21 protein-coding genes and 2 tRNA genes are annotated in these 22646 nt (G+C 31.6%); 6 read left to right on the forward strand and 17 right to left on the reverse strand.

All coding sequences use genetic code 11. The annotated features are described in order from the left end of the window. Positions 1-25: 25 nt before the first annotated feature. The gene (rpoN, locus tag CLV91_RS01130; RefSeq protein ID WP_121063135.1) at positions 26-1480 is read left to right on the forward strand and encodes an RNA polymerase factor sigma-54; all 1455 of its coding nucleotides are present in this window, start codon (positions 26-28) and stop codon (positions 1478-1480) included. A gap of 766 nt (positions 1481-2246) precedes the next feature. Here the strand turns inward: rpoN and CLV91_RS01140 are convergent. From CLV91_RS01140 to CLV91_RS01175, 8 genes are all read right to left on the reverse strand, one after another. Continuing rightward, positions 2247-2930: a porin family protein gene (locus CLV91_RS01140; protein WP_121063139.1), complete on the reverse strand. Its 684-nt coding sequence runs from the start codon at positions 2928-2930 to the stop codon at positions 2247-2249. A gap of 83 nt (positions 2931-3013) precedes the next feature. Next, positions 3014-3490: an ExbD/TolR family protein gene (locus tag CLV91_RS01145; RefSeq protein WP_121063141.1), complete on the reverse strand. Its 477-nt coding sequence runs from the start codon at positions 3488-3490 to the stop codon at positions 3014-3016. A gap of 20 nt (positions 3491-3510) precedes the next feature. Continuing rightward, positions 3511-4137: an ExbD/TolR family protein gene (locus CLV91_RS01150; protein ID WP_121063143.1), complete on the reverse strand. Its 627-nt coding sequence runs from the start codon at positions 4135-4137 to the stop codon at positions 3511-3513. 18 nt (positions 4138-4155) lie between these two features. Then, entirely contained in the window at positions 4156-4587 is a 432-nt protein-coding gene (locus CLV91_RS01155; RefSeq protein ID WP_121063145.1) for a hypothetical protein, read from the reverse strand. A gap of 24 nt (positions 4588-4611) precedes the next feature. After that, the gene (locus tag CLV91_RS01160; RefSeq protein ID WP_121063147.1) at positions 4612-5358 is read right to left on the reverse strand and encodes a MotA/TolQ/ExbB proton channel family protein; all 747 of its coding nucleotides are present in this window, start codon (positions 5356-5358) and stop codon (positions 4612-4614) included. Positions 5359-5434: 76 nt separating this feature from the next. Then, a tRNA-Ser gene (locus CLV91_RS01165) sits at positions 5435-5522 on the reverse strand. A gap of 67 nt (positions 5523-5589) precedes the next feature. Next, positions 5590-6618, reverse strand: a complete 1029-nt coding sequence (locus CLV91_RS01170; RefSeq protein WP_121065618.1) for an asparaginase — start codon at positions 6616-6618, stop codon at positions 5590-5592. A 38-nt stretch (positions 6619-6656) separates the two neighbouring features. After that, on the reverse strand, positions 6657-7424 hold the full coding sequence (locus tag CLV91_RS01175) for a TatD family hydrolase (protein WP_121063149.1): 768 nt from the start codon (positions 7422-7424) through the stop codon (positions 6657-6659). Between the two features lie 37 nt (positions 7425-7461). On the opposite strand from CLV91_RS01175, the gene CLV91_RS01180 reads away from it, so the two are divergent. Beyond that, positions 7462-7917, forward strand: a complete 456-nt coding sequence (locus CLV91_RS01180) for a retropepsin-like aspartic protease (RefSeq protein ID WP_121063151.1) — start codon at positions 7462-7464, stop codon at positions 7915-7917. 37 nt (positions 7918-7954) lie between these two features. On the opposite strand, the gene odhB is transcribed toward CLV91_RS01180, so the two are convergent. Both odhB and CLV91_RS01190 read right to left on the reverse strand, forming a co-directional pair. Then, positions 7955-9169: a 2-oxoglutarate dehydrogenase complex dihydrolipoyllysine-residue succinyltransferase gene (odhB, locus tag CLV91_RS01185; protein ID WP_121063153.1), complete on the reverse strand. Its 1215-nt coding sequence runs from the start codon at positions 9167-9169 to the stop codon at positions 7955-7957. A 23-nt stretch (positions 9170-9192) separates the two neighbouring features. Then, the gene (locus CLV91_RS01190) at positions 9193-11991 is read right to left on the reverse strand and encodes a 2-oxoglutarate dehydrogenase E1 component (RefSeq protein WP_121063155.1); all 2799 of its coding nucleotides are present in this window, start codon (positions 11989-11991) and stop codon (positions 9193-9195) included. 101 nt (positions 11992-12092) lie between these two features. Between CLV91_RS01190 and CLV91_RS01195 the strand changes: the two genes are divergently transcribed. After that, positions 12093-12614 carry an alpha-ketoglutarate decarboxylase gene (locus CLV91_RS01195; protein WP_121063157.1) on the forward strand — a complete coding sequence of 174 codons (522 nt, stop codon included), beginning with the start codon at positions 12093-12095 and terminating at the stop codon, positions 12612-12614. A 4-nt stretch (positions 12615-12618) separates the two neighbouring features. Here the strand turns inward: CLV91_RS01195 and CLV91_RS01200 are convergent, their stop codons facing one another. The 3 genes from CLV91_RS01200 to CLV91_RS01210 all read right to left on the reverse strand — a co-directional run bounded on the left by CLV91_RS01200 (position 12619) and on the right by CLV91_RS01210 (position 15280). Beyond that, positions 12619-12978, reverse strand: a complete 360-nt coding sequence (locus CLV91_RS01200; RefSeq protein ID WP_317124766.1) for a hypothetical protein — start codon at positions 12976-12978, stop codon at positions 12619-12621. Positions 12979-13053: 75 nt separating this feature from the next. Then, entirely contained in the window at positions 13054-14070 is a 1017-nt protein-coding gene (gene galE, locus CLV91_RS01205; protein ID WP_121063161.1) for a UDP-glucose 4-epimerase GalE, read from the reverse strand. 55 nt (positions 14071-14125) lie between these two features. After that, on the reverse strand, positions 14126-15280 hold the full coding sequence (locus CLV91_RS01210; RefSeq protein WP_121063163.1) for a DegT/DnrJ/EryC1/StrS family aminotransferase: 1155 nt from the start codon (positions 15278-15280) through the stop codon (positions 14126-14128). Positions 15281-15376: 96 nt separating this feature from the next. On the opposite strand from CLV91_RS01210, the gene CLV91_RS01215 reads away from it, so the two are divergent. Beyond that, the gene (locus tag CLV91_RS01215; RefSeq protein WP_121063165.1) at positions 15377-16612 is read left to right on the forward strand and encodes a 3-deoxy-D-manno-octulosonic acid transferase; all 1236 of its coding nucleotides are present in this window, start codon (positions 15377-15379) and stop codon (positions 16610-16612) included. A gap of 625 nt (positions 16613-17237) precedes the next feature. On the opposite strand, the gene CLV91_RS01225 is transcribed toward CLV91_RS01215, so the two are convergent. The 3 genes from CLV91_RS01225 to CLV91_RS01235 all read right to left on the reverse strand — a co-directional run bounded on the left by CLV91_RS01225 (position 17238) and on the right by CLV91_RS01235 (position 18319). Beyond that, positions 17238-17432 (reverse strand): hypothetical protein, encoded by a 195-nt coding sequence (locus tag CLV91_RS01225; protein ID WP_121063170.1) that lies wholly within the window; start codon positions 17430-17432, stop codon positions 17238-17240. 45 nt (positions 17433-17477) lie between these two features. Continuing rightward, positions 17478-17984, reverse strand: coding sequence for a MarR family winged helix-turn-helix transcriptional regulator (locus CLV91_RS01230; RefSeq protein ID WP_121063172.1), 507 nt, complete (start codon positions 17982-17984; stop codon positions 17478-17480). 253 nt (positions 17985-18237) lie between these two features. Then, positions 18238-18319: transfer RNA gene (locus CLV91_RS01235), tRNA-Leu, on the reverse strand. A 97-nt stretch (positions 18320-18416) separates the two neighbouring features. On the opposite strand from CLV91_RS01235, the gene CLV91_RS01240 reads away from it, so the two are divergent. Both CLV91_RS01240 and CLV91_RS01245 read left to right on the forward strand, forming a co-directional pair. Next, positions 18417-19805 carry a dipeptidase gene (locus CLV91_RS01240; RefSeq protein WP_121063175.1) on the forward strand — a complete coding sequence of 463 codons (1389 nt, stop codon included), beginning with the start codon at positions 18417-18419 and terminating at the stop codon, positions 19803-19805. 179 nt (positions 19806-19984) lie between these two features. After that, positions 19985-21085, forward strand: coding sequence for a DUF4407 domain-containing protein (locus tag CLV91_RS01245; RefSeq protein ID WP_121063177.1), 1101 nt, complete (start codon positions 19985-19987; stop codon positions 21083-21085). A gap of 354 nt (positions 21086-21439) precedes the next feature. On the opposite strand, the gene CLV91_RS01250 is transcribed toward CLV91_RS01245, so the two are convergent. Further along, on the reverse strand, positions 21440-22582 hold the full coding sequence (locus CLV91_RS01250) for a response regulator (RefSeq protein ID WP_121063179.1): 1143 nt from the start codon (positions 22580-22582) through the stop codon (positions 21440-21442). Between the last annotated feature and the right edge of the window lie 64 nt (positions 22583-22646).

Below are 22646 nucleotides of genomic sequence, written 5' to 3' on the forward strand. Positions count from 1 at the left end.
TTAGTAGATAGTACAAGATAAATATATGCTTAAACAACATTTACAGTTTAAATTATCTCAAAAGTTATCTCCACAGCAAATACAGCTGATGAAGTTAATACAGCTACCTACACAAGCTTTTGAACAAAGACTAAAAAGAGAGTTAGAAGAAAATCCTGCATTAGAAAAGGGTAAAGAAGATACTGAAAATACTGAAGAGGATTATGACGATATTTATGAGGAAACGGATAGCGAAACTATAACTGCTGAAGACATAAATATTGATGATTATTTAAGTGATGATGAAACCCCTGATTACCGCACAAAAGCAAATAACTATAGTGCAGATGAGGATGAAAAAAGTATTCCATATGCCGCAGGGACCACTTTTAATCAATATTTAATAAACCAATTAAATACAGTTAACCTAACAGAAGAGGAATGGTCTATTGCCGAATTTTTAGTCGGCAGTGTAGATGAGAGTGGCTATATAAGAAGACCCGTTGCCGATATTTTAGACGATTTAGCTTTTACCCAGAATATATATACGGATGAAGACAAAATTGAAAAAGTATTTAAAATTGTTCAAGAATTAGACCCACCGGGTGTTGCTGCTAGATCCTTAGAAGAATGTTTAGTAATACAACTAAAAAGAAAAGAAGCAACATTAAACATAGAACTAGCAATAACTATTCTTGAAAAGTCTTTTGACCAATTTACAAAGAAGCACTACAAAAAACTTATTCAAAAGCATAATATAACAGAAGAGCAACTAAAAGATGCTATTTCCGAAATAGAGAAACTAAATCCAAAACCGGGAGGTTCTTTTGCAGGTAACAACAGACTTGTTGAACATGTGGTGCCAGATTTTTCTATTAGAATTGTAGAAGGCGAATTAGAGTTAACTTTAAATGGTAGAAATGCTCCTGAATTACATGTAAGCAGAGAGTATAACAACATGTTACAAGGCTATAAAGACTCTAAAGAGAAGTCTAAAGCGCAAAAAGATACCGTATTATTTATTAAGCAAAAATTAGATGCTGCAAAATGGTTTATTGATGCTATTAGACAAAGACAACAAACTTTGTTTATTACTATGAATGCCATAATGCATTACCAAAAAGAATATTTTTTATCTGGAGATGAGCGCAGTTTAAGACCCATGATATTAAAAGATATTGCAGATGAAATTCAAATGGATGTATCTACAGTTTCTAGAGTTGCTAATAGCAAATATGTAGACACCCCATACGGCACAAAATTGATAAAAGAATACTTTTCCGAATCTATGAAAAATGAGCAAGGAGAAGATGTATCTACAAAAGAAATTAAAAAAATCTTAGAAACTGTTATTAAGGAAGAAATAAAGAAAAAACCATTAACAGATGATAAATTAGCTGCAATTTTAAAAGAAAAAGGATATCCTATAGCTAGAAGAACTGTTGCAAAATATAGAGAACAGTTAGGAATCCCTGTAGCAAGATTACGTAAAAAGATTTAATGAAGAATTTTCAAGAAGTAATTTCTTATATATTTCATCCATTATTTACACCTATAATTGGCACACTCTCTTATTTTTTATTGACCCCAAAATACAGTCCAATTCAGCTCCAAAGCAGTAGCATATTGCCAATTTTTATACTAACCATTGTTATCCCTATTATATCTTACTTTATCCTTAAAAACATAGGCATAGTAAATACTATATTTATGCCTTCTTTACAGGAAAGAAAATATCCTCTGTACATAAACATTACATTATTATTCATAATAGTCTATAAGGTCATACCATACAATTACACTAGTGAGTTATATTATTTTTTTTTAGGGCTTATAGGTGCTTATTTTAGCTCTTTACTTTTACTGTTTTTTAACTTTAAAAGCAGCATGCATTTAATAAGCATGGGTAGCTTATTAATGTATTTAATTAGCCTTAGCGTCCATTTTGAAATAAATATTATTCTTGGTCTTTGTTTTTTTACAATTGCTACCGGTCTAGTTGCTTCATCAAGGTTATATTTAAAAGCACATAGTAAAGCGGAGATTCTAATAGGCTTTTTTGTAGGTGTATTTTCACAACTACTTACCATTAAATTTTGGCTATAATATAAATTACTATTCAACAAAATATAAAACACCAATAACACCTGCGCTTTATAATAGCTTATAGTGCATTATAAGAGCTATAGAGAAGTTTTCTCCATTATTAAAGCTATCTGTTTGCAAAAGATAATGGGTTGAGCAAAAGAGTTATATTTTACACTTACTTACAAAATATAAAAAATTAAACCCACTCTTAATGGTTTCATATTTATACTCTCTCCGTTTAAAACAGTAGAATCATTAAACAAATTACTTAACGAGTAGTGCATATGAATATTAAAGGTATTATACCCAAAATTAAAAGACACACCATATTGAAAATTTGAAGTGTCTTTATTATAAAATGAAGATCTAATAATGTTGCCAATATACTTAGACCTTGTACTTAGCACATAACCTAGTTTTAGACCAGCATAAATTCTCCAGAACTTATAATCCGTACCAGTAGCATTTCTCCAACGAAATTCTAAAGGCATTTCAATTACATGAGATTCTATTTTATTGCGCTTATAATTTCCAGTATTAGTTAATATAGAATACTCTATACCAGAATCAGTTTCAGTAGCCCTAAGATTAGAGTAGTAGTTATTTAAAGCATAGCCCAGACCAACACCTAAAGCTAACTTTCTAGATTTATTTAATGGTATATCTTTTATAAAACCACCTTGCAAACCGTAAGATAAATTTCTTTGGTTAATAGCATTATCTTTATTCACTAAGAAATTATAGGTAACACCAATATAAAATTGGTCTTCCAAAAAATTAGGATCAACAAATGTTGAATCTATTTCTTTTTGTGCATTTACAAAAAAAGAAGAAAATACAAGAAAAAATAAAATCCGCAGCATAAGGTAAAGTTACAGAAATAAAAAAAGCGCTTCAAACAAAATTTGAAGCGCTTATAAAAGTTTGAAAAATTTTACTAACTAATTTAATTTTTAAATGCATCTCCTTCGTAAGTAGTATAATTTACTTTAAGGGCATTTACTTTTCTTAATTCTAGTTTAATATCAGATATTAAACCCATATTAGCATTCTTATCCACTTTTAAAGAAGTAGTTAATACATTCTGAAGTTCTTGCGATTTCTTAGCGCGCTCCATTAATATATAATCTCCAACTTCATTTGGATTAGCGAATTTATCATTCAATTGAATTTTAGGTTCTGTACCAAATGTCTTGGTGTACTCCTTTGTGGGCGCACCAACATATATAGTAATTACCCTATCTTTTTTCTCCAATTTCTTAATCTCATTAGCCTGTGGAAGTTCATTAGCAACTTTCACAGAACTATCTTTCATAACGGTAACCGTCATAAAGAAGAATAAAAGCATAAATACAATATCTGGAAGGGATGCAGTAGATACTGCAGGCACTTCACCATCTTTCTTTTTTGCAAATTTTGACATACTGTTTTATTTAACTTTTATTAATTAGATGAAGAAGAAGTTTCTGCTTCTGAAAGCTTTTGAGGAAACAATTCTTGTATTCTCTTAACTCTCTTCTTTAAATCCTCCTTTACACTTGCATCCGTTTCTGGATTAAGATATTCTGCCTCCATGTCTGTAAAATTTCTTTTATACAAACGCTGTGCTTCTCTATTTCTTAAATCGTTATAAGCACCAACCAATTCGTTTTGTACTGTTATATAAGTACCATACTTGGTCTCTCTATCACTCTTTACAGAGATAATTGCTTTAGCAGGGCTATCTGATGAACTTGCATCTCTTTTCCCTTTGCAATAGTTACAATAATCAGGTGATCCTGAAACTGCTCCTCCATTATCTAGAAAAGCTGTTGCTTTTTCTCTTAACTGATTTAAATTTACTAACTCTCCATCGGCTAGTAACTGACCATCTTTGTTTAAATTAACCTGAAAAATATTTTTCTGTTTAATTACAACATCGGTCTCTGGCGGCTCAATTGGCGGTAACATACGATCCAAACCTGCATCTGTTTCAATAGTAGTAGTTACTAAGAAAAAGATTAACAATAAGAATGCTATGTCTGCCATAGAACCGGCGCTTACTTCTGGTGCTCCCGCTCTTCTTGCCATAGTTGTTCTGTTATTTTATTATTTACTAAACATTTTTTTTACTGCTGGTACTACCAAAGATCCTACTGCAATTATAGTAAGGATATAAAATATATTTAATCCCATTCCTATCTTCTTCACAGTACTCTCATCGCTCATAGCCATAGCCTTATCATCTACATCTGTACCGCTAGCTAAAACGTAAGAAACAATTACAACTAAGAAAAATCCACCTATAACAAATAGAGCTTTCTTTATACCTTGAGGGTTTGATAATAAATTCTTAATAGTAAATATTAAACTAAATACAACTGCTGCACCTAGCAATAAATAAGTAATTAAGAACATTGCGCCCATTGCGCCATTTTCAGCCGCCTCAGCAACTGGCATTTCACTATCTGGAAGCATAAACCACAATACAGCTCCAATAAGGCCTATTACGATTAATACTATTTTTAATATTTTATGCATGACATTATTTGAATTTAGTCCGACTTATTTTTTGTGATCTACCAACATATCAATCAAAGAGATTGATGAATCTTCCATATCATTAACTATACTATCAATTTTAGCGATAATGTAGTTATAAAAGATTTGTAGAATAATAGCCGTAATAAGACCAAATACTGTTGTTAATAATGCTACTTGAATATCACCTGCAATAAGAGACGCACTCAAGTTACCTACAGCCGCAATCTTTTGGAAGGCTTGAATCATACCAATTACCGTACCCATGAAACCAAGCATTGGAGCAATTGCGATAAATAAAGATAACCAAGAAACATTTTTTTCTAACTGACCCATTTGTACTCCACCATAAGCTACAACAGCTTTCTCAGCAGATTCTACACTTTCACCAGCTCTATCTAAACCTTGGTAGTATATAGAAGCAACAGGTCCTTTTGTATTTCTACAAACTTCCTTTGCAGCCTCAACACCACCTGAAGCTAAAGCATCTTCTACTTGCTGCTTTAACTTAGAAGAGTTTGTACTCGCCAAGTTTAAATAAATAATTCTTTCAATTGCAACCGCTAAACCTAAAATTAAACACAAAAGTACTATCCCCATGAAGCCAGCGCCCCCAGTGATAAACATTTCTTTTAATACTTGTGTAAAGCTTTTTGCTGCTTCAGCATCTCCTTGTAAAATTACAACTGCTGCTGATGTTTTTGCACTTACTGTATTTGCACTTAGAACAAATAACCCAGTCATTGCTAGGGTAGAGAATAATCTTTTCATTTTTTTCAAACTTAAATTTAGTTAGTTAATAGGGTTAAAGATAATTAAAATTTATATTATAATTAAAAAAATTCTGCAGAGAGGAAGGGATTCGAACCCTCGATACCCTTTTGGGGTATACACACTTTCCAGGCGTGCGCCTTCGACCACTCGGCCACCTCTCTAGATTAGCCTTAAAGGTGTGCCAAATAACAAAAAAAATATTAGTTAAAGAAATATTCTAAGTTATTTTTAACGCATTTCTCCTCGAAGGGATGTTTCAAAAATAGTTTTAAAGGACTTTAAAGATACACCACTACCCAACATATACATAACCTTAGCTATAGCTGCTTCTGTTGTAATATCCTTACCACTAATAACTTGCATATCCTTTAACGCCTTACTAGTTTCGTACTGTCCCATTATTACACTACCTCCAGAACACTGTGTTATATTAATAATTAATATGTTGTTTTTTTTTGCTTTTTTTAACAATTCTAAGAACCATTCTTCTGTAAAAACATTTCCTGCACCATAAGTCTCCAAAATTATTGCTCTTAAACCTGATGTTTTAACAACAGATTTTACAACTTGAGGGCTTAAACCTGGAAAAAGTTTTAATACAGCTATATTATTATTCATTTTTTTATGCACAAAAAACTTTTTAGATGTTTTTTGTTTGAACAAATTTTCCTCATAAATCTTTAAATGAACTCCAGATTCAATTAACGGAGGGTGATTTAAAGATGCAAAAGCCTCAAAATGTTCCGCATTAATTTTTGTTGTACAATTAGCCCTATATAACTTATATTCAAAATACAAACCCACTTCTTGCACAACAGCTTTTCCTTTTTCCTTTAATGCCGCAATTTGAATAGAAGTAATTAAATTCTCTTTAGCATCGGTTCGCAAATCCCCTATTGGTAATTGTGACCCCGTAAATATTACTGGTTTTGCTAAATTTTCTAATAAAAAACTCAATGCAGAAGAAGTATAACTCATAGTATCACTACCATGCAACACAACAAATCCATCATGAGTACTATAATTATCTTCTATTATAGAAGCTATACTTACCCAATGCTCTATATTCATATTTGATGAGTCTATTGGATTCTCAAAAGAAACAGTGCTTATGATACAATCTAATTGATTAAGTTCTGGTATTCTATTTAAGAGTTCATCAAAATTAAATGCTTTTAAAGCTCCAGTTTCATAATCTTTAACCATACCTATAGTACCACCGGTATAAATTAATAGTATTTTACTTTTGCTATTTATTAAACTCATGATTGTTCCTTCTTTTTTTAATCTAAAATTTACACACCAAACACTTCTTTAGAATTTAATGTTGTTTGTAACGCAATTTCTTCTTTTGTCTTTTCATATACCGCAGCTACTTTTTCTAACACATTTAAAACATACAAACTTTGGTTCCTTTTACCTCTATATGGCACTGGAGCCAAGTAGGGAGCATCTGTCTCCAAAACAATATATTTTAAGTCTATTTTATTTAAAAAAGTATCTATTTTTCCATTTTTAAAAGTAACCACACCACCTATTCCTAGCTTCATATTATAAGAAATAGCTTTTTTAGCTTGCTCTAATGTTCCCGTAAAACAATGAAATACTCCAAACAAGTTTTCTCCTCTCTCTAGCTCTAAAACCTCAAAAACTTCATCAAAAGCATCTCTACAATGTATAACTATTGGAAGTTTATATTTTTTAGCCAACTGTATTTGAGCCCTAAAAGCCTCTTGCTGTTCTTTTAAAAAGGTTTTATCCCAATACAAATCTATACCAATTTCACCTACTGCATAATATTTTCTTTTTTCTAATTGTTCTTCTACATGTTGCAATTCTTCTTTAAAATTTTCCTTAACATGCGTAGGATGCAATCCAGACATTAAAAAGACATTATCTGGGAAAGATTTCTCTAACTCTATCATTGATTGCGTATAGGTTGAATCTATTGCTGGGATAAAAAATCTTTCTATTCCATTATCAATAGCATTTTGAACAACCTCAGCACGATCTTCATCAAAAGCTTCACTATATAAATGTGTATGGGTATCTGTTATAATCATCTTGTAAAAATAGCGTTATCTTTATAAAAAAGATTAAATGACATCCCTTAAAAGTTTCTTAAACAAGAAAAACTACATAAAAATACCTTTAACGCTTACCGCTACAAATCATTTTGAAATAATAGCATCTCTAAACGGAGTTACGGGCCGTTTTATCTTAGACACAGGGGCATCTAACACATGTGTAGGTTTTGATAAAATAACTTTTTTTAACCTTACCACTAAAGAATCTAAAATTAAAGCTGCAGGAGCAGGAGCTACCGAGATGGAAACCCTAGTTTCTACTAAAAATAATATAGAGATTAAGGCTTGGGGAACTAAAAAACTAAAACTAGTTTTGTTTGATTTACAACACGTGAATAACGCATTAGCATCTCACAATAGCCTACCTGTAGATGGCATAATTGGCGCAGATGTACTTAAAAAAGCAAAAGCCATAATAGATTACAAAAAGAAATGCGTCTACCTAAAACAAAAAAACCTAAAGAAATAATCTTTAGGTTTTTTTTATAAATATTATAGCTAAAAAACTACATTTCCAATGCTTTTTTAACGTTAGAATCCATTAGTATTTCTTCTGGATTTTCTAATGCTTCTTTTACTGCCACTAAGAAACCTACAGATTCCTTACCATCAATAATTCTATGATCATAAGAAAGCGCCACATACATTATTGGTGCAATTGCTACAGCTCCGTCTTTTACAACCGGTCTTTCTACAATATTATGCATTCCCAAAATAGCACTTTGCGGTGGATTAATAATTGGCGTAGATAACATAGAACCAAATACACCTCCGTTTGTAATTGTAAAGGTACCACCAGTCATTTCATCCACAGTAATCTCTCCTTCTCTTGCGCGAATAGCTAATCTCTTAACCTCTGCCTCTACTCCTCTAAAGGTTAAATTTTCAGCATTTCTAATTACAGGAACCATTAATCCTTTTGGCCCTGAAACAGCAATACTAATATCACAGAAATCATAAGAAAGCATCTCCTTACCATCTATCATAGAATTAACAGAAGGATACATTTCTAATGCACGTACTACCGCTAAAGTAAAGAAGGACATAAAACCTAAACCAACTCCATGTTTATTTTTAAAATCTTCTTTGTATTGTTTTCTCAATGCAAATATAGGCCCCATATCTACTTCATTAAAAGTAGTTAACATTGCCGTTTCATTTTTAACAGAAACTAAACGCTCTGCAACTTTACGACGTAGCATAGAAAGCTTAGATCTACTTTCCCCTCTACTACCTCCAGACGGAGTCCCCATTGATGGAACCGCACTAACCGCATCTTGCTTAGTTACTCTACCATCTTTTCCTGTTCCTTTTACTGAAGCAGCACTAACTCCTTTTTCACTTAGTATTTTCTTAGCCGCTGGAGACGCACTTCCTGTTGCATAACTTTCCTTTACTACAGGTGCCTCTTCTTTTTTAGGAGCTTCTTTTGGAGCTTCTTCTTTCTTTTGTTCCGCCGCCGCTGCACCACCTTCAGGTTTTGCAGCACTAGTATCTATTAAACAAACTACAGCACCCACCTCAACTGCATCACCAACCTCGGCTTTTAGTGTAATAATACCACTCTGTTCTGCAGGTAATTCTAAAGTAGCTTTATCTGAATCTACCTCAGCAATGGCTTGGTCTTTTTCTACATAATCACCATCTTCTACTAACCATTCTGCTATTTCTACCTCTGTTATAGACTCCCCCGGAGAAGGAACTTTCATTTCTAGAATCATTACTTATCTAATTTGATGTATTATTATTTCTTTTGTCTTGTTAAATTGTCTTTGGTTTTATCAAAAACATAATCTATTACTTGTTGATGTCTCATTTTAGAACGCACAGCACTACCTGCAGCTGGTGCAGCATAAAAACGTCTTGATGCTACACGAAGTTTATGAGCATCACTAAAATGCATCATCATATGACTCCATGCTCCCATATTTCTAGGCTCTTCTTGTGCCCAAACAAAATCATCTGCATTTTTATATTTACTAATAATTGCTTTCATTTGGTCTGCTGGCAAAGGAAATAATTGCTCTACACGAACCAAAGCAACATCCTCTCTGCTATCTGCTTCTTTTACAGCTAACAAATCATAATAAAACTTCCCTGTACAGAATACTACCGATTTTACTTTTGCAACACTCACAGTAGTATCATCTATAACCTCTTGAAAACCTCCCTCTACAAATTCCTCAACAGTAGAAACTGCTTTTGGATGTCTTAATAAACTTTTAGGGGTAAAAATAATTAGTGGCTTTCTGAAATTTGCTTTCATTTGTCTACGCATAATATGAAACATTTGCGCTGGCGTACTAACATCAGCGATATACATATTATCTCTTGCGCACAATTGTAAATAACGCTCCATTCTTGCAGAAGAATGCTCCGCTCCTTGCCCTTCATAACCATGAGGTAAAAGCATTACTAGTCCATTTTGTAATTTCCACTTATCTTCTGCTGCAGAAATATACTGATCTAGCATTATTTGAGCTCCATTACTAAAGTCTCCAAATTGTGCTTCCCATATAGTTAATGTATTAGGACTTGCCATGGCATAACCATAATCAAAACCTACCACACCATATTCTGATAATAAAGAGTTATAAATTTGAAACTTTCCTTGATCACCACCAATGGCGTTTAACAATAAAACTTCTTCTTCACTTTCTTCTACTTTCATTACCGCATGACGGTGAGAAAAAGTACCTCTTTCTACATCTTGGCCAGACATTCTTACATCATAGCCTTCTTTTAACAAAGAGCCGTAAGCCAAAAGTTCTCCCATAGCCCAATCTAATTTATTAGACTCAAAGAACATTTTTTTCCTATCTCTTATTAACTTTTCAACCTTTCTTAAGAATTTTTTATCTGATGGAAGCTCAGTAATTACTTTAGCAATTTCAGTTAAATCTTTAGTACTAAATGTAGTATCTATAGGCTTCATCATTTCCCATTCACGAACATTTTCAAATCCGCTCCATTCATCTGCCATGAAAGGGGTTATAACCGTTTTATCTTCTTTTCTAGAATCTACCAATTCTTCCTCTAAAGAAGCTTTATATTCGTTTTCTAATTCTTTTACATAATCTGCACCTATTACTCCTTCTGCAATTAATTTAGCTGCATAAATATCTCTTGGATTTTTATGTTTAGCTATTGCTTTATATAGTTTAGGCTGTGTAAATCTAGGTTCATCCCCTTCATTATGCCCATATTTACGATATCCTAGTAAATCTATAAATACATCTCTACTAAAACGCATTCTATACTCTAATGCAAATAGAAAAGAATGTACTACAGCTTCTGGGTCATCTGCATTTACATGTAAAACAGGGCTCAAAGTAACTTTACCAACATCTGTACAATACGTAGAAGACCTAGCATCTAAATAATTTGTAGTAAATCCTATTTGATTGTTTACCACTACATGAATTGTACCTCCAGTTTTATACCCATCTAAAGTTGCCATTTGCACAACTTCATAAACCAAACCTTGCCCTGCAATTGCAGCATCTCCATGCACCACAATTGGCAATACTTTAGAGAAATTATCCTTATAATGTGCATCTTGTTTAGCTCTTGCTATACCTTCCACAACAGCACCAACCGTTTCTAAATGTGATGGGTTTGGCGCAATATTCATTTTTATTTTATTACCATTATCAGACATACGGTCCGAGGTCCAACCTAAATGGTATTTTACATCTCCATCAAAAATTTCTTCTTCATAATCTTTTCCATCAAACTCACTAAAAATATCTTTAGCAGATTTACCAAAAATATTAGTCAATACATTTAATCTTCCACGGTGAGCCATTCCCATAACAAATTGCTCTACACCCATTTCTGCAGCTCTCTCTACAATTGCATCTAAACCTGGTATCAAAGACTCATTCCCTTCTAATGAAAATCTTTTTTGCCCAACATATTTAGTATGCAAAAAGCCTTCAAAAGAAACCGCTTGATTTAATTTTTTTAATATATGCTTTTTTCCATCAGCATCTAACTTAGGTCTATTATCATTAACATTTAACCAATCCTGAATCCATTTAACGCGTTCAGGATTACGTATATACATATACTCTACACCAATAGAATCGCAGTATATACTTTTTAGGTTTTTAATAATTTCTCTTAAGGAGCTTGGTCCAATACCAATTATTTCTCCAGCGCTAAAAACAGTATCTAAATCGTTTTCTGAAAGGCCAAAGTTTTCAATATCTAAGCTTGGCGTATACTTACGTCTTTCTCTTACAGGGTTAGTCTCTGTAAATAAATGACCTCTAGTTCTATACCCATCTATTAAGCCTATTATCTGAAATTCTTTTTGTAAGGATTCTGGGACTTCTATTTTTTGCCCATTGGCATCAATTATTGCCCCACTGCTAGGTGCAATATCAAGCTCATCTATAGAACTCTCCATACCAAAATCAAACCCTTGAAAGAATGCTCTCCAACTTGGTTCTACACTATCTGGGCTTACTAAATATTTGTCATATAACTCTGCAAAAAAAGAGGTATGCACAGCATTTAAAAAGGAATATTTATCCATGAATTTTTTTCTGTAACTTTAGAACAAATTTCATCAAAAATACAACTTTTACCATTTCTAGTGGTATCTTAATCATTTATATTAGTAATAAATAGACTTTTATGACAAAAAAGCTAATAATCTTATCAAAAACTCTAATTATATTTATTTTTTTTGCCTTGTGTAACAATTTTTGCTTTTCGCAAAACATTACTTCCCAAAATTCTTTTTGGGAAAAAGTAAGATTTGGAGGTGGTATAGGTTTAGGATTTACCAATGGAGGTTTTAATGGGTCTATATCTCCTAGTGCAATTTATGATGTAAATACTTATTTTTCTGCCGGTGTTGGTCTATCTGTAAATTATGCTAAATATGATGCTAATAAGTTTTTAGCTTACGGTGGTAGTATTGTTACTTTTTATAACCCAATACCTTTATTACAACTATCTGCAGAAATAGAACAATTAAGGGTTAATGAAAGTAATGCACTATTTGAAAACGATTATTGGTCTCCTGCTTTATTTTTAGGCGCTGGGTACAGAAGTAATAATGTTACTTTTGGAATTAGATACGATGTATTATATGATGACAACAAAAGTATTTATGCTAATGCATGGATGCCTTTTGTAAGAGTCTATTTCTAAAAAACTATGTATACTTTGCCTTTAGTCTTACTTTTAGAAATTCTCTTTTTAAGATTAAAAAAGAAACTTGTTCTGCTACTTCCACAACATCTGTTACTTTAATTCCTTTAAACACTTTTTCAGGAACATCTACAACATATAACAAATTAAGATAGTCATTAAATTTCTCCATAATAAGCACATACAATTTCTCATGAAGCAACTTTTGCAACTCTTTACTCTTAACATTCTCTGGTACATCAAAAGGAATATTTGCCAAAGAGAAGTCTTTTAATAGTTGCGCTATTAATTTAGTATACAACAATTCCTTTATTGCTTGTTGTATTAGCTCGTTGCTATTATTAAAGTTCTCTTCCAAAAACACCTATTCTCTTAAATAAAAAAAACAGGAGAAATATAAATATTTTTCCCCTGTTTAATATAATTACATACTCTTTAATTAGCTTCTTATTTTTTGCTCCCAATCCCAAGCAGATTTCATTGCCTCGTCTAAGGAATATTGTGATTTCCATCCTAAAACCTCATTTGCTTTAGTTGTATCTGCGTAAGCAGTAGTAATATCTCCCTCTCTTCTATCTACTATTTTATAATTTAGTTTTTTTCCAGATACTTTTTCAAAGCTCTTAATTACTTCTAAAACCGTACTCCCTTTTCCTGTTCCCACATTAAAAACATCATAATTATCAGAATTATCACCTTCTAACAATCTCTTTAATGCTAAAACATGTGCTTTTGCAAGATCTACAACATATATATAATCTCTAACACATGTACCATCTGGTGTAGGATAATCGTCTCCAAAAACCGATAACTGCTCTCTAAGACCTGCACCGGTCTGTGTAATAAAAGGAACTAAATTCTGAGGAACTCCAATTGGTAATTCCCCTATCATAACACTCGGATGCGCCCCCATTGGGTTAAAGTAACGTAATGCAATTGCATTTAAGTTTTCATTTACTTTGCAAGTATCTGCTATTATTTCTTCTCCCATTTGTTTTGTATTACCATAAGGAGATTCTGCCTGTTTTACCGGAGCACTTTCGGTTATTGGCATTTCATCTGCTTGCCCATAAACTGTACAAGAAGAGCTAAAAATAAAACTAGCTTTATTTTTAGCAGCTAACTCTTTTAACAAATATACTAATGTCCCTATGTTGTTTTCATAATACAACAATGGCTTTTCTACACTTTCTCCTACTGCTTTTGATGCTGCAAAATGAATAACACCTTTTACATCTGCATGACGTTTAAAAAAATCTTCTACTTTAGATTTTTCTTTTAAATCTATTTTTTCAAATAAAGGAGTCTTTCCGGTAATAGAAGTAATTCCTTCCAAAACTTTTTCTGAAGAATTAGAGCAATCATCAATAATTACTACTTCATAACCTTCATTTTGTAATTCTACTACAGTATGCGAGCCTATAAACCCAAGACCTCCAGTAACTAGTATTTTCATTTATTTTTGTTTTATGGTAAATGTTTAGACTTTGCAATAATACTATTAAGCTTGTTTATTCATTAACAAAACCGATAACTGCATTAGTTATATAGCTAATCTGCTCATCATCTAACTCCGTATGCATTGGTAAAGAGATTACTTCCTTTACAAGTTGGTTGGTTATTGTAAAATTCTCTTCTAAATACCTTTCATCTACATAGGCTTTTTGCTTATGTAAAGGAATAGGGTAATAAACCCCACAAGGAATGTCTTTTTCATTAAGATGTTTTACTAATGCATCTCTTTTTCCATTAGTTATTCTTAATGTGTATTGATGAAAAACATGACAATCACACTCATCACAAATTCCATCACAATTATTTACTGTAACAGGAATTATTATATTTTCTTGCCCTTGAAAAGCTTTTGAGTATTTTCTTGCAGCTGTTCTTCTGCTTTCACAATATGCATTTAAGTTTGGCAACTTTGCGCTTAACACTGCTGCTTGGATAGAATCTAATCTAGAATTTACACCTACTACGTCATGGTGGTATCTTTCATACATTCCATGATTAACAATTCCTCTTAAGGTATGTGCTAGAGCATCATCATTAGTAAAAATTGCTCCACCATCTCCATAGCAACCTAAATTTTTCGATGGAAAAAAACTTGTTGAACCTACATGCCCAATTGTTCCTGCTTTTTGTTTACTACCGTCTTTAAATTTATAGTCTGCACCTATGGCCTGAGCATTATCTTCAATTACATAAAGATTATGCTTTTTTGCAATTTCTAATATTACATCCATATTAGCACATTGCCCAAATAAATGTACCGGGACAATAGCTTTGGTTTTTGGCGTAATTGCCTTTTCTATAGCTATCGGATCTATGTTAAAAGTATCTAACTCTACATCTACCAAAACTGGTGTTAGTTGCAACAAACCTATAACTTCAACAGTTGCCGCGAAAGTAAAATCAGCTGTTATAACCTCATCTCCGGGTTGTAGCCCCAAGCCCATCATTGCAATTTGTAAAGCATCGGTACCATTAGCACATGGTATTACATGTTTTACGCCTAAATACTCCTCTAATTCTTTCTGAAAAGCATGTACATGAGGCCCATTGATATATGTAGAAGATTCTAAAATTTGTGTAATGGATGTATTTACTTGTTCTTTAAGAGATTGGTATTGCCCTTGGAGGTCTACCATCTGAATTTTTCTCATTTGCTCTTATTAAGTGTATAAAATTACAAAAAATTAAGGCAGCTCTACCAATGATTTTATGGAAAGAAGTGTATTTTAGCAACAAACCACAAATAGGTGCATTTTTTTTATAATATTATAGTTTTACTTGCAGGGCTGCTCCTTAGAGTTATTGCTCTTTTTAGCCCAAAAATTGCTCTTTTTACTCAGGGCAGAAAAAATGTATTTTCAATATTAAAAAAACAACTAACTTCAAATGATTCTGTAATATGGATTCATGTAGCTTCTCTTGGCGAATTTGAACAAGGGCTTCCTATAATTGAAAAATTAAAAGAAAGTTATCCTTCCTACAAAATTTTAGTCACTTTCTTTTCCCCTTCTGGTTATGAAGTAAAGAAAAATACTAAAGTTGCAGACCTAGTAACCTATTTGCCATTAGACACTAAATCTAATGTCATGAATTTTATTAATGCTACACGACCTAAACTTGCTATTTTTGTAAAGTATGAGGTTTGGCCTAATTACATAAGAGAACTTCACAAGAGAGAAATTCCTACCATACTCATATCTGCTTTTTTTAAAAAAGAGCAATTATATTTTAAAAGTTATGGTGATTTCATGAGAAATACACTATCTAAATTCACTCATATTTTTGTACAAGACAACAATTCTAAAACGCTATTAGATAGTATTAATTATTGTAACACAACTATAAGTGGAGATACTAGATTTGACCGAGTTTCTGAAATACTCCAAAGAGACAACACCCTAAATTTTATGCAGAATTTTAAAGGAAATTCTAAATGTTTTATAGCTGGTAGCTCTTGGCCTGAAGACGAAGAAATAATTGTAGAATACATTAATAAAAATGAATCTAATTTAAAATATGTAATAGCACCACATAATATAAAAGGAGAACACATAAATAAGTTAAAAAAATCTATTTTAAAAAAGGTAGTACTATATTCTGAAATAGAACATACAACAATTAACTCCTATGATGTTTTACTAGTAGATACTATTGGCTTACTAACTAAAATTTATAGTTATGCAGACATTGCTTATGTAGGTGGAGGATTTACAACTGGCCTACACAACACTTTAGAACCTGCTGTATTTGGAATTCCCATACTAATTGGCCCTAATTATAATGGGTTTAAAGAAGTAGAAGACCTTGTTAAACAAAAAGGAATATTACCTATAATAAATACTTTAGAATTTAAAGAAGTAATGAGTCTATTACTTTCAGACAAAAAATTATTTAACGAAACTAGTGTTATTAACAAAAATTATGTGATTAATAACACTGGAGCAAGCGTCCAAATACTAGATTACCTTCGTAAATTATTATAACATTTTGTTACAATACATATGAAGTTACCCCAAATTACATTTTTTATAATGCTTAGCTTTCTTTGGCTTTTTTCTTGCGATAATTCTAAAAGCAATAAAAAATCAAAACCAAATAAACAAAAAATTAATTCCCCTATAAATAAAAAGAACACTAAGAAAAAAGACACTTTAAAACCAATAATTGCATTTAAACACTAAAATAGCACACATTTATCTTCTTTAATTTCAACTAAATTTTTGATTAAAATTTGTTATTTTATCGAAAAAACACGTATTTCACCGATGCAACATACTAAAAATTAAGTATTTAGTCGAATTATCTTTAAAAAAGCAGCTTTATTTATTCCTAAAACATTACATTGTAACAAATAATAATAATTATGGAACAGGAAATTACATTCGGTACAAAATTACTGAACGGATTCCTTAGTTTAACCGTAATTACTTTAGTTGGTATTTTACTTACTGTAGTAGTATGTCTTATTCTTTGGGCCGTTGGTGTTTTTTAGATTAAAAACACAGATTTCCCCAAATTAACTTCCTATTTATTGTTTAAAAATTGATTTTGACAAGTCAAAAAAGCTCCTTAAAAAAAGGAGCTTTTTGTTTTTTAAACTATAAATAATTAAAAATTATCTTCTTTTTCAATTCTTTCTTCAATAGCATTATAAACACTAATCCACTTATCATTTAGAGACATTTCTTTATCAATTAAACTCTTAATATAATTCTCCAAATTTTCAATTTTATTTTGCTGAATTAAAGAATCTATCCAATTACTTTGTTTTCCAGATATTTCAAATGTAATTTTCTTTCTCACTTTACAAATAATTTAGGATTTCACTATAACACTTTTGAATATTTATTATAAACTCTCCACTTTATTATTCTTATTAGAAGCAATCGTCATCCTATCAATAATTGGCATTTTATCAATTTCATATTCTATACTTTCAAATATTTCAATAATTTCTTGATGCTTGTTATTATAAATACTATCCAAAGCTTTAGAATATTCTTTCCAAATTGGGACAAGTCTATCTAATAACGCAATACCATTATCCGATAAACAAACTAATTTAGAGCGCCTATCCTCTGGATTAATATTAATAAAAACCAGTTCTTTTTGCTCAAGCTCTTTTAGTACATTTTTTACAGTTATATGTGTAAAACCAACCTCTAAAGCAATATCATTTATTGTCAACTTTTCTTCAGCACATGCCAGAGTATAATATACCGGATACCAAGTTGTCTTAAAATCTATCCCCGCTACTTTATATATACGATCTCCTTCTATATATAATTTTTCACTTATACGTCTATATCTAGAAGCTCCAACTAATCTTCCAAACTGCTTAAGAAACTCATCCATATTTATAATTTATAAAAGGCCTTTCGTAAAAATATGAAAGTCCTTTTATAAATTCAAAAAAAACTATACTTTTTTTCAACTGATTTTTAATATTTGATAAAAACAGCCAGCTATAACGCTTAAGCATATTGAAAAAACACCTATATAATTTTGTCTTAGAATTGTAATTCACAAAAGAGACTCACCAAACAAACAACTCTCAAAAACTATGGAAAACAAAAAAACCTTTCAGTTTCCTGAAAGGTTTTCGTTGTACAGGCGGAGAGACTCGAACTCTCACACCTCGCGGCACTAGATCCTAAGTCTAGCGTGTCTACCAATTCCACCACGCCTGCAAAAGGAGTGCAAATATAAAGTAAAAAATCAATTTTAAAATAATCTATCTTTAAAAAAGTTCTTTTGTATTTTTAGCATGACTAATTAAAACATGTAATGCAAGACGTAAAAACTTATATATCAGAGCATAAAGAACGTTTTATATCTGAACTTTTTGACTTATTAAAAATACCCTCCATAAGTGCAGACCCTGCTTTTTCCAAAAATGTAATTCAAACTGCGCAAAAAATCAAGGAAACTTTATTGCATGCTGGTAGCGATGTAGTAGAAATATGTGAAACCGATGGATTCCCTATTATATATGGGGAAAAAATTATTAACAAAAAACTACCTACAGTTTTGGTATATGGACATTACGATGTACAACCAGCAGACCCTATTGAACTATGGGATTCCCCACCATTTGAGCCTGTAATTAAAAAAACAGACAAACATCCAGAAGGAGCCATTTTTGCAAGAGGCGCCTGCGATGATAAAGGCCAAATGTACATGCATGTAAAAGCGTTAGAATTTATGGTTAATACCAACCAACTGCCTTGTAATGTAAAATTCATGATAGAAGGAGAAGAAGAAGTTGGCAGTAATAACCTAGGTGTTTTTGTAGCCAATAATAGAAAAAAACTAGCTAATGATATTATTCTAATTTCTGACACAGGAATGATAGCTAATGACATACCTTCTATAACTACAGGGTTACGTGGTCTTAGTTATGTAGAAGTAGAAGTTACTGGTCCAAATAGAGATTTGCACTCTGGTTTATATGGGGGCGCAGTAGCAAACCCAATAAATATTCTTACTAAAATGATTGCTTCTCTACATGATGAAAATAATCATATTACCATTCCAGGGTTTTATGATAAGGTAGAAGAATTATCTACAGAGGAACGTGCTGAAATGGCTAAAGCTCCTTTTAATTTAGAGGATTACAAAAATGCATTAGACATTAATGCCGTATATGGAGAAAAAGGATATTCCACTAACGAAAGAAATGCAATAAGACCAACACTAGATGTTAATGGAATTTGGGGTGGCTATATTGGCGAAGGAGCAAAAACGGTAATAGCTAGTAAAGCCTATGCAAAAATCTCCATGCGATTAGTTCCCAACCAAGATTGGGAAGAAATTACACAACTTTTTAAAACACATTTTGAGAATATTGCACCAGAAGGGGTTACCGTAAAGGTAACTCCACACCATGGTGGTCAAGGCTATGTTACCCCAATTAATACTATTGGCTATAGTGCTGCATCTAAAGCCTATGAAACTACTTTTGGCAAAAAACCAATTCCGCAACGTAGTGGAGGTAGCATCCCTATTGTAGCTCTTTTTGAGAAGGAATTAGAAAGTAAAACAATACTCATGGGGTTTGGGCTAAATAGTGATGCTATACATTCCCCAAACGAACATTTTGGCGTGTGGAACTACTTAAAAGGCATAGAAACAATACCTTATTTTTATAAATTCTTTACAGAACTATCTAAATAAAAAATATAGCAACTATTATGGCGTTCCCAAAGGGCGGGCTTTCCGTTATATCTTTCTTTCTTAAGAGAAAAGCTTAAGAAAAAAAGGATGCCACTACAATCCCTAACGCAATAAAAATTAAAAAAATGTAACTAATTTTCTAGATTGGCGTCCTATATAATTCATCAATCAATCAAATCATGCTGCAAAAATTTTTCATCCTCTGTTCTGGAGCAGATTCTGCTATTTTAAAAACTTGTTCTAATGGAGAACAAAATAAATATGCTGGTATTGGCGCTACGGTTTTCTTTACTGCATTAATGGCTTTTATAGCAAGTACCTATGCCCTATATACAGTCTTTGATACAATTTACACATCCATATTTTTTGGATTAGTTTGGGGACTTTTAATTTTTAATTTGGATAGGTTCATCGTTTCTACTATTAAAAAAAGAGAACATTTTAAACATGAGTTTCTACAAGCCACTCCAAGAATATTGCTAGCAATAATTATAGCAATTGTAATCTCAAAACCTTTAGAAATAAAAATATTTGAAAAAGAAATAAATCAGGTTTTACTAGAAGAAAAAAACCAACTTACCTTAGCCAATAAAAAACAAATTCTAGAACAGTATACTCCTGAAATAGAAAAGCTAGAACAGGATATTGCACAATTAAAAAATGAAATTGCTTTAAAAGAGAACGGAACGAATGCATTGTACTCTATCTATATATCAGAAGCAGAAGGTACTGCGGGAACAAAACTCCTAGGTAAAGGACCTGTATATGAAGAAAAAAGAGAGAAACACGATGCTTCTTTGGCAGAATTGCAACAATTAAAAGAAAAAAACAACTTTAAAATCCGAGCTATTGAAGATGAAATTGCACAACTAAAGTCTGCATATACAACCTCTGTAAATACCTCCCAACCTATAATTGATGGTTTCGATGGATTAATGGCAAGAATAAACGCCTTAAACAAGCTTCCTTGGCTACCATCATTTTTTATTTTTTTACTTTTTCTAGCTATTGAAACTTCTCCTATTATAGCAAAATTAATTGCTCCTAAAGGAGAATATGATTGGAAACTAGAAGATCAAGAAAACAGTATTAAAACATGGGTTTCTCAGAAAATAAATCAACGAAATCATATACTAGAAACAGATACCTATCTTAACCATAAAATCTATTCTAAAATAAAAGAAGAGACCAAAGTCTCTAATCATAAAAAGCAAAAAGCAGAAGAACTACTAATAGTACAAGCAAATAAATTTCACAGTCTACAAAACAATAAATCATAAAAAAAGACCAGTTTTATAAAACTGGTCTTATAGTAAAGACTCGGGGAAACTACTATTCGTATCTTTTCTAAAGCGTAATTAATATCAAAGCTTTATCTGTTAATTTTATTTCTTGAATTTGGTATATTTTTTTCATTTTATCATTTAAAATAAATCCAGTGTATTTCTTTTTTTTCTTAATATTCATAATTTTAGTTTTAGTTACACCTCTAAATTAATTTAATAAAAACCACTATTTTATAAATTAAGGCTAATAACTACTTACTATAGACAAATAGCATATTAGTAAAGCTTAAGTAAAAGTGCACTATTATTTTATAGTGCACTTTACAAAACCAACTAATTACCTCGCTGTCAGGTATTGTAATGAAAAGCAATTTTTGCTAATTGCCCCACAATTTTTACAGAATCTTTCATAGATAGTTTAGAACCATCTGCATGCACCCATCTTTTTAAAGGTTGTTCACATATAAGACTTTGCACATTTTTCTTTCCATAATGTTTACGCATACGCATAAATATTTCCACATCAAAAAGCCATCTTGTAATAAACTTCTTAGAAAACATATTTTCTACAATGTCTTTATCCATGATTTTAGCACCACATTGGGTATCATTAAATGGCATTCCAAGTATAGTTCTTATAATAAGATTAATAGTCATACTAATAATCTTCCTTGCAGATTCTTTTGTAATATTTGCTCCCATTCTACTCATTCTGGAACCGCTAACAATTTTAAAATTAGACCCTTGAAGCGTTTTTACCAAATCATCAAAATCTCTAAAATCTGTAGACAAATCTGCATCTAAATATCCTATATAATCTAACTGTTCGTCTTTTGCTAAGTGTAAAACCCCTTGCCTAACTGCTTCGGCTTTACCACCATTTTTTTCGCAATCATATATACTAATCGTATCTTCATTTCCTTTTCTAAGCTCTTGTAAAACCTCTAAAGTTTTATCTGTACTACCATCATTTACAAAACATAAATGGTATCCTAAATTACGATGAGCAAAATCTCTAAACTCTACTCCAGATAAACGCTCTTCTTCGTTATAACATGGTATAACAACACCAACACAGTATTCCTGTAACATTCTAGAAGAAGTTTCTTCCGTGTTTTTAACAGAAGTTTTATTATCTCCCAAAATACGTTTAACACGAGCTGCAACCTCATTTAAACTCACTGGTTTTTTCATGTAATCATCTATTCCTAGATCAAAACCATCCATAATTACATTCTCATCTGTATTACCAGACATAACCATTATTGGAGTATCAGATTTTTTTTCTACTCTAATATGTTTAACCACTTCTAATCCAGACATGTCTGGCATATTAATATCTACTATTACTAAATCTGGTTTAAAAGATTCAAACAAAACTTTACCATCATTACCACAATTAGCTGTTTTAATATCATACCCTAACTCTACTAATCTCTTCTCCAGAGATAATAGTATTAGTTGTTGGTCATCAATAGCGAGGATTCTCATAAATACATTTTTAAGTTTATAACATGATCCTTTTTAAGGTTCTTGTTTAATAAGTTTGGGTTTT

This window comes from Maribacter vaceletii (assembly GCF_003634105.1).
GTDB classification, from domain to species: Bacteria; Bacteroidota; Bacteroidia; order Flavobacteriales; family Flavobacteriaceae; genus Maribacter_B; species Maribacter_B vaceletii.

What these genes read in the sequence shown, in the direction of transcription:
- rpoN (WP_121063135.1), top strand. Translation starts at nt 26, where the DNA reads ATGCTTAAACAACATTTACAGTTTAAATTATCTCAAAAGTTATCTCCA.
- CLV91_RS01140 (WP_121063139.1), bottom strand. Translation starts at nt 2,930, where the DNA reads ATGCTGCGGATTTTATTTTTTCTTGTATTTTCTTCTTTTTTTGTAAAT.
- CLV91_RS01145 (WP_121063141.1), bottom strand. Translation starts at nt 3,490, where the DNA reads ATGTCAAAATTTGCAAAAAAGAAAGATGGTGAAGTGCCTGCAGTATCT.
- CLV91_RS01150 (WP_121063143.1), bottom strand. Translation starts at nt 4,137, where the DNA reads ATGGCAAGAAGAGCGGGAGCACCAGAAGTAAGCGCCGGTTCTATGGCA.
- CLV91_RS01155 (WP_121063145.1), bottom strand. Translation starts at nt 4,587, where the DNA reads ATGCATAAAATATTAAAAATAGTATTAATCGTAATAGGCCTTATTGGA.
- CLV91_RS01160 (WP_121063147.1), bottom strand. Translation starts at nt 5,358, where the DNA reads ATGAAAAGATTATTCTCTACCCTAGCAATGACTGGGTTATTTGTTCTA.
- CLV91_RS01175 (WP_121063149.1), bottom strand. Translation starts at nt 7,424, where the DNA reads ATGATTATAACAGATACCCATACACATTTATATAGTGAAGCTTTTGAT.
- CLV91_RS01180 (WP_121063151.1), top strand. Translation starts at nt 7,462, where the DNA reads ATGACATCCCTTAAAAGTTTCTTAAACAAGAAAAACTACATAAAAATA.
- odhB (WP_121063153.1), bottom strand. Translation starts at nt 9,169, where the DNA reads ATGATTCTAGAAATGAAAGTTCCTTCTCCGGGGGAGTCTATAACAGAG.
- CLV91_RS01190 (WP_121063155.1), bottom strand. Translation starts at nt 11,991, where the DNA reads ATGGATAAATATTCCTTTTTAAATGCTGTGCATACCTCTTTTTTTGCA.
- CLV91_RS01195 (WP_121063157.1), top strand. Translation starts at nt 12,093, where the DNA reads ATGACAAAAAAGCTAATAATCTTATCAAAAACTCTAATTATATTTATT.
- galE (WP_121063161.1), bottom strand. Translation starts at nt 14,070, where the DNA reads ATGAAAATACTAGTTACTGGAGGTCTTGGGTTTATAGGCTCGCATACT.
- CLV91_RS01210 (WP_121063163.1), bottom strand. Translation starts at nt 15,280, where the DNA reads ATGAGAAAAATTCAGATGGTAGACCTCCAAGGGCAATACCAATCTCTT.
- CLV91_RS01230 (WP_121063172.1), bottom strand. Translation starts at nt 17,984, where the DNA reads ATGGATGAGTTTCTTAAGCAGTTTGGAAGATTAGTTGGAGCTTCTAGA.
- CLV91_RS01240 (WP_121063175.1), top strand. Translation starts at nt 18,417, where the DNA reads ATGCAAGACGTAAAAACTTATATATCAGAGCATAAAGAACGTTTTATA.
- CLV91_RS01245 (WP_121063177.1), top strand. Translation starts at nt 19,985, where the DNA reads ATGCTGCAAAAATTTTTCATCCTCTGTTCTGGAGCAGATTCTGCTATT.
- CLV91_RS01250 (WP_121063179.1), bottom strand. Translation starts at nt 22,582, where the DNA reads ATGAGAATCCTCGCTATTGATGACCAACAACTAATACTATTATCTCTG.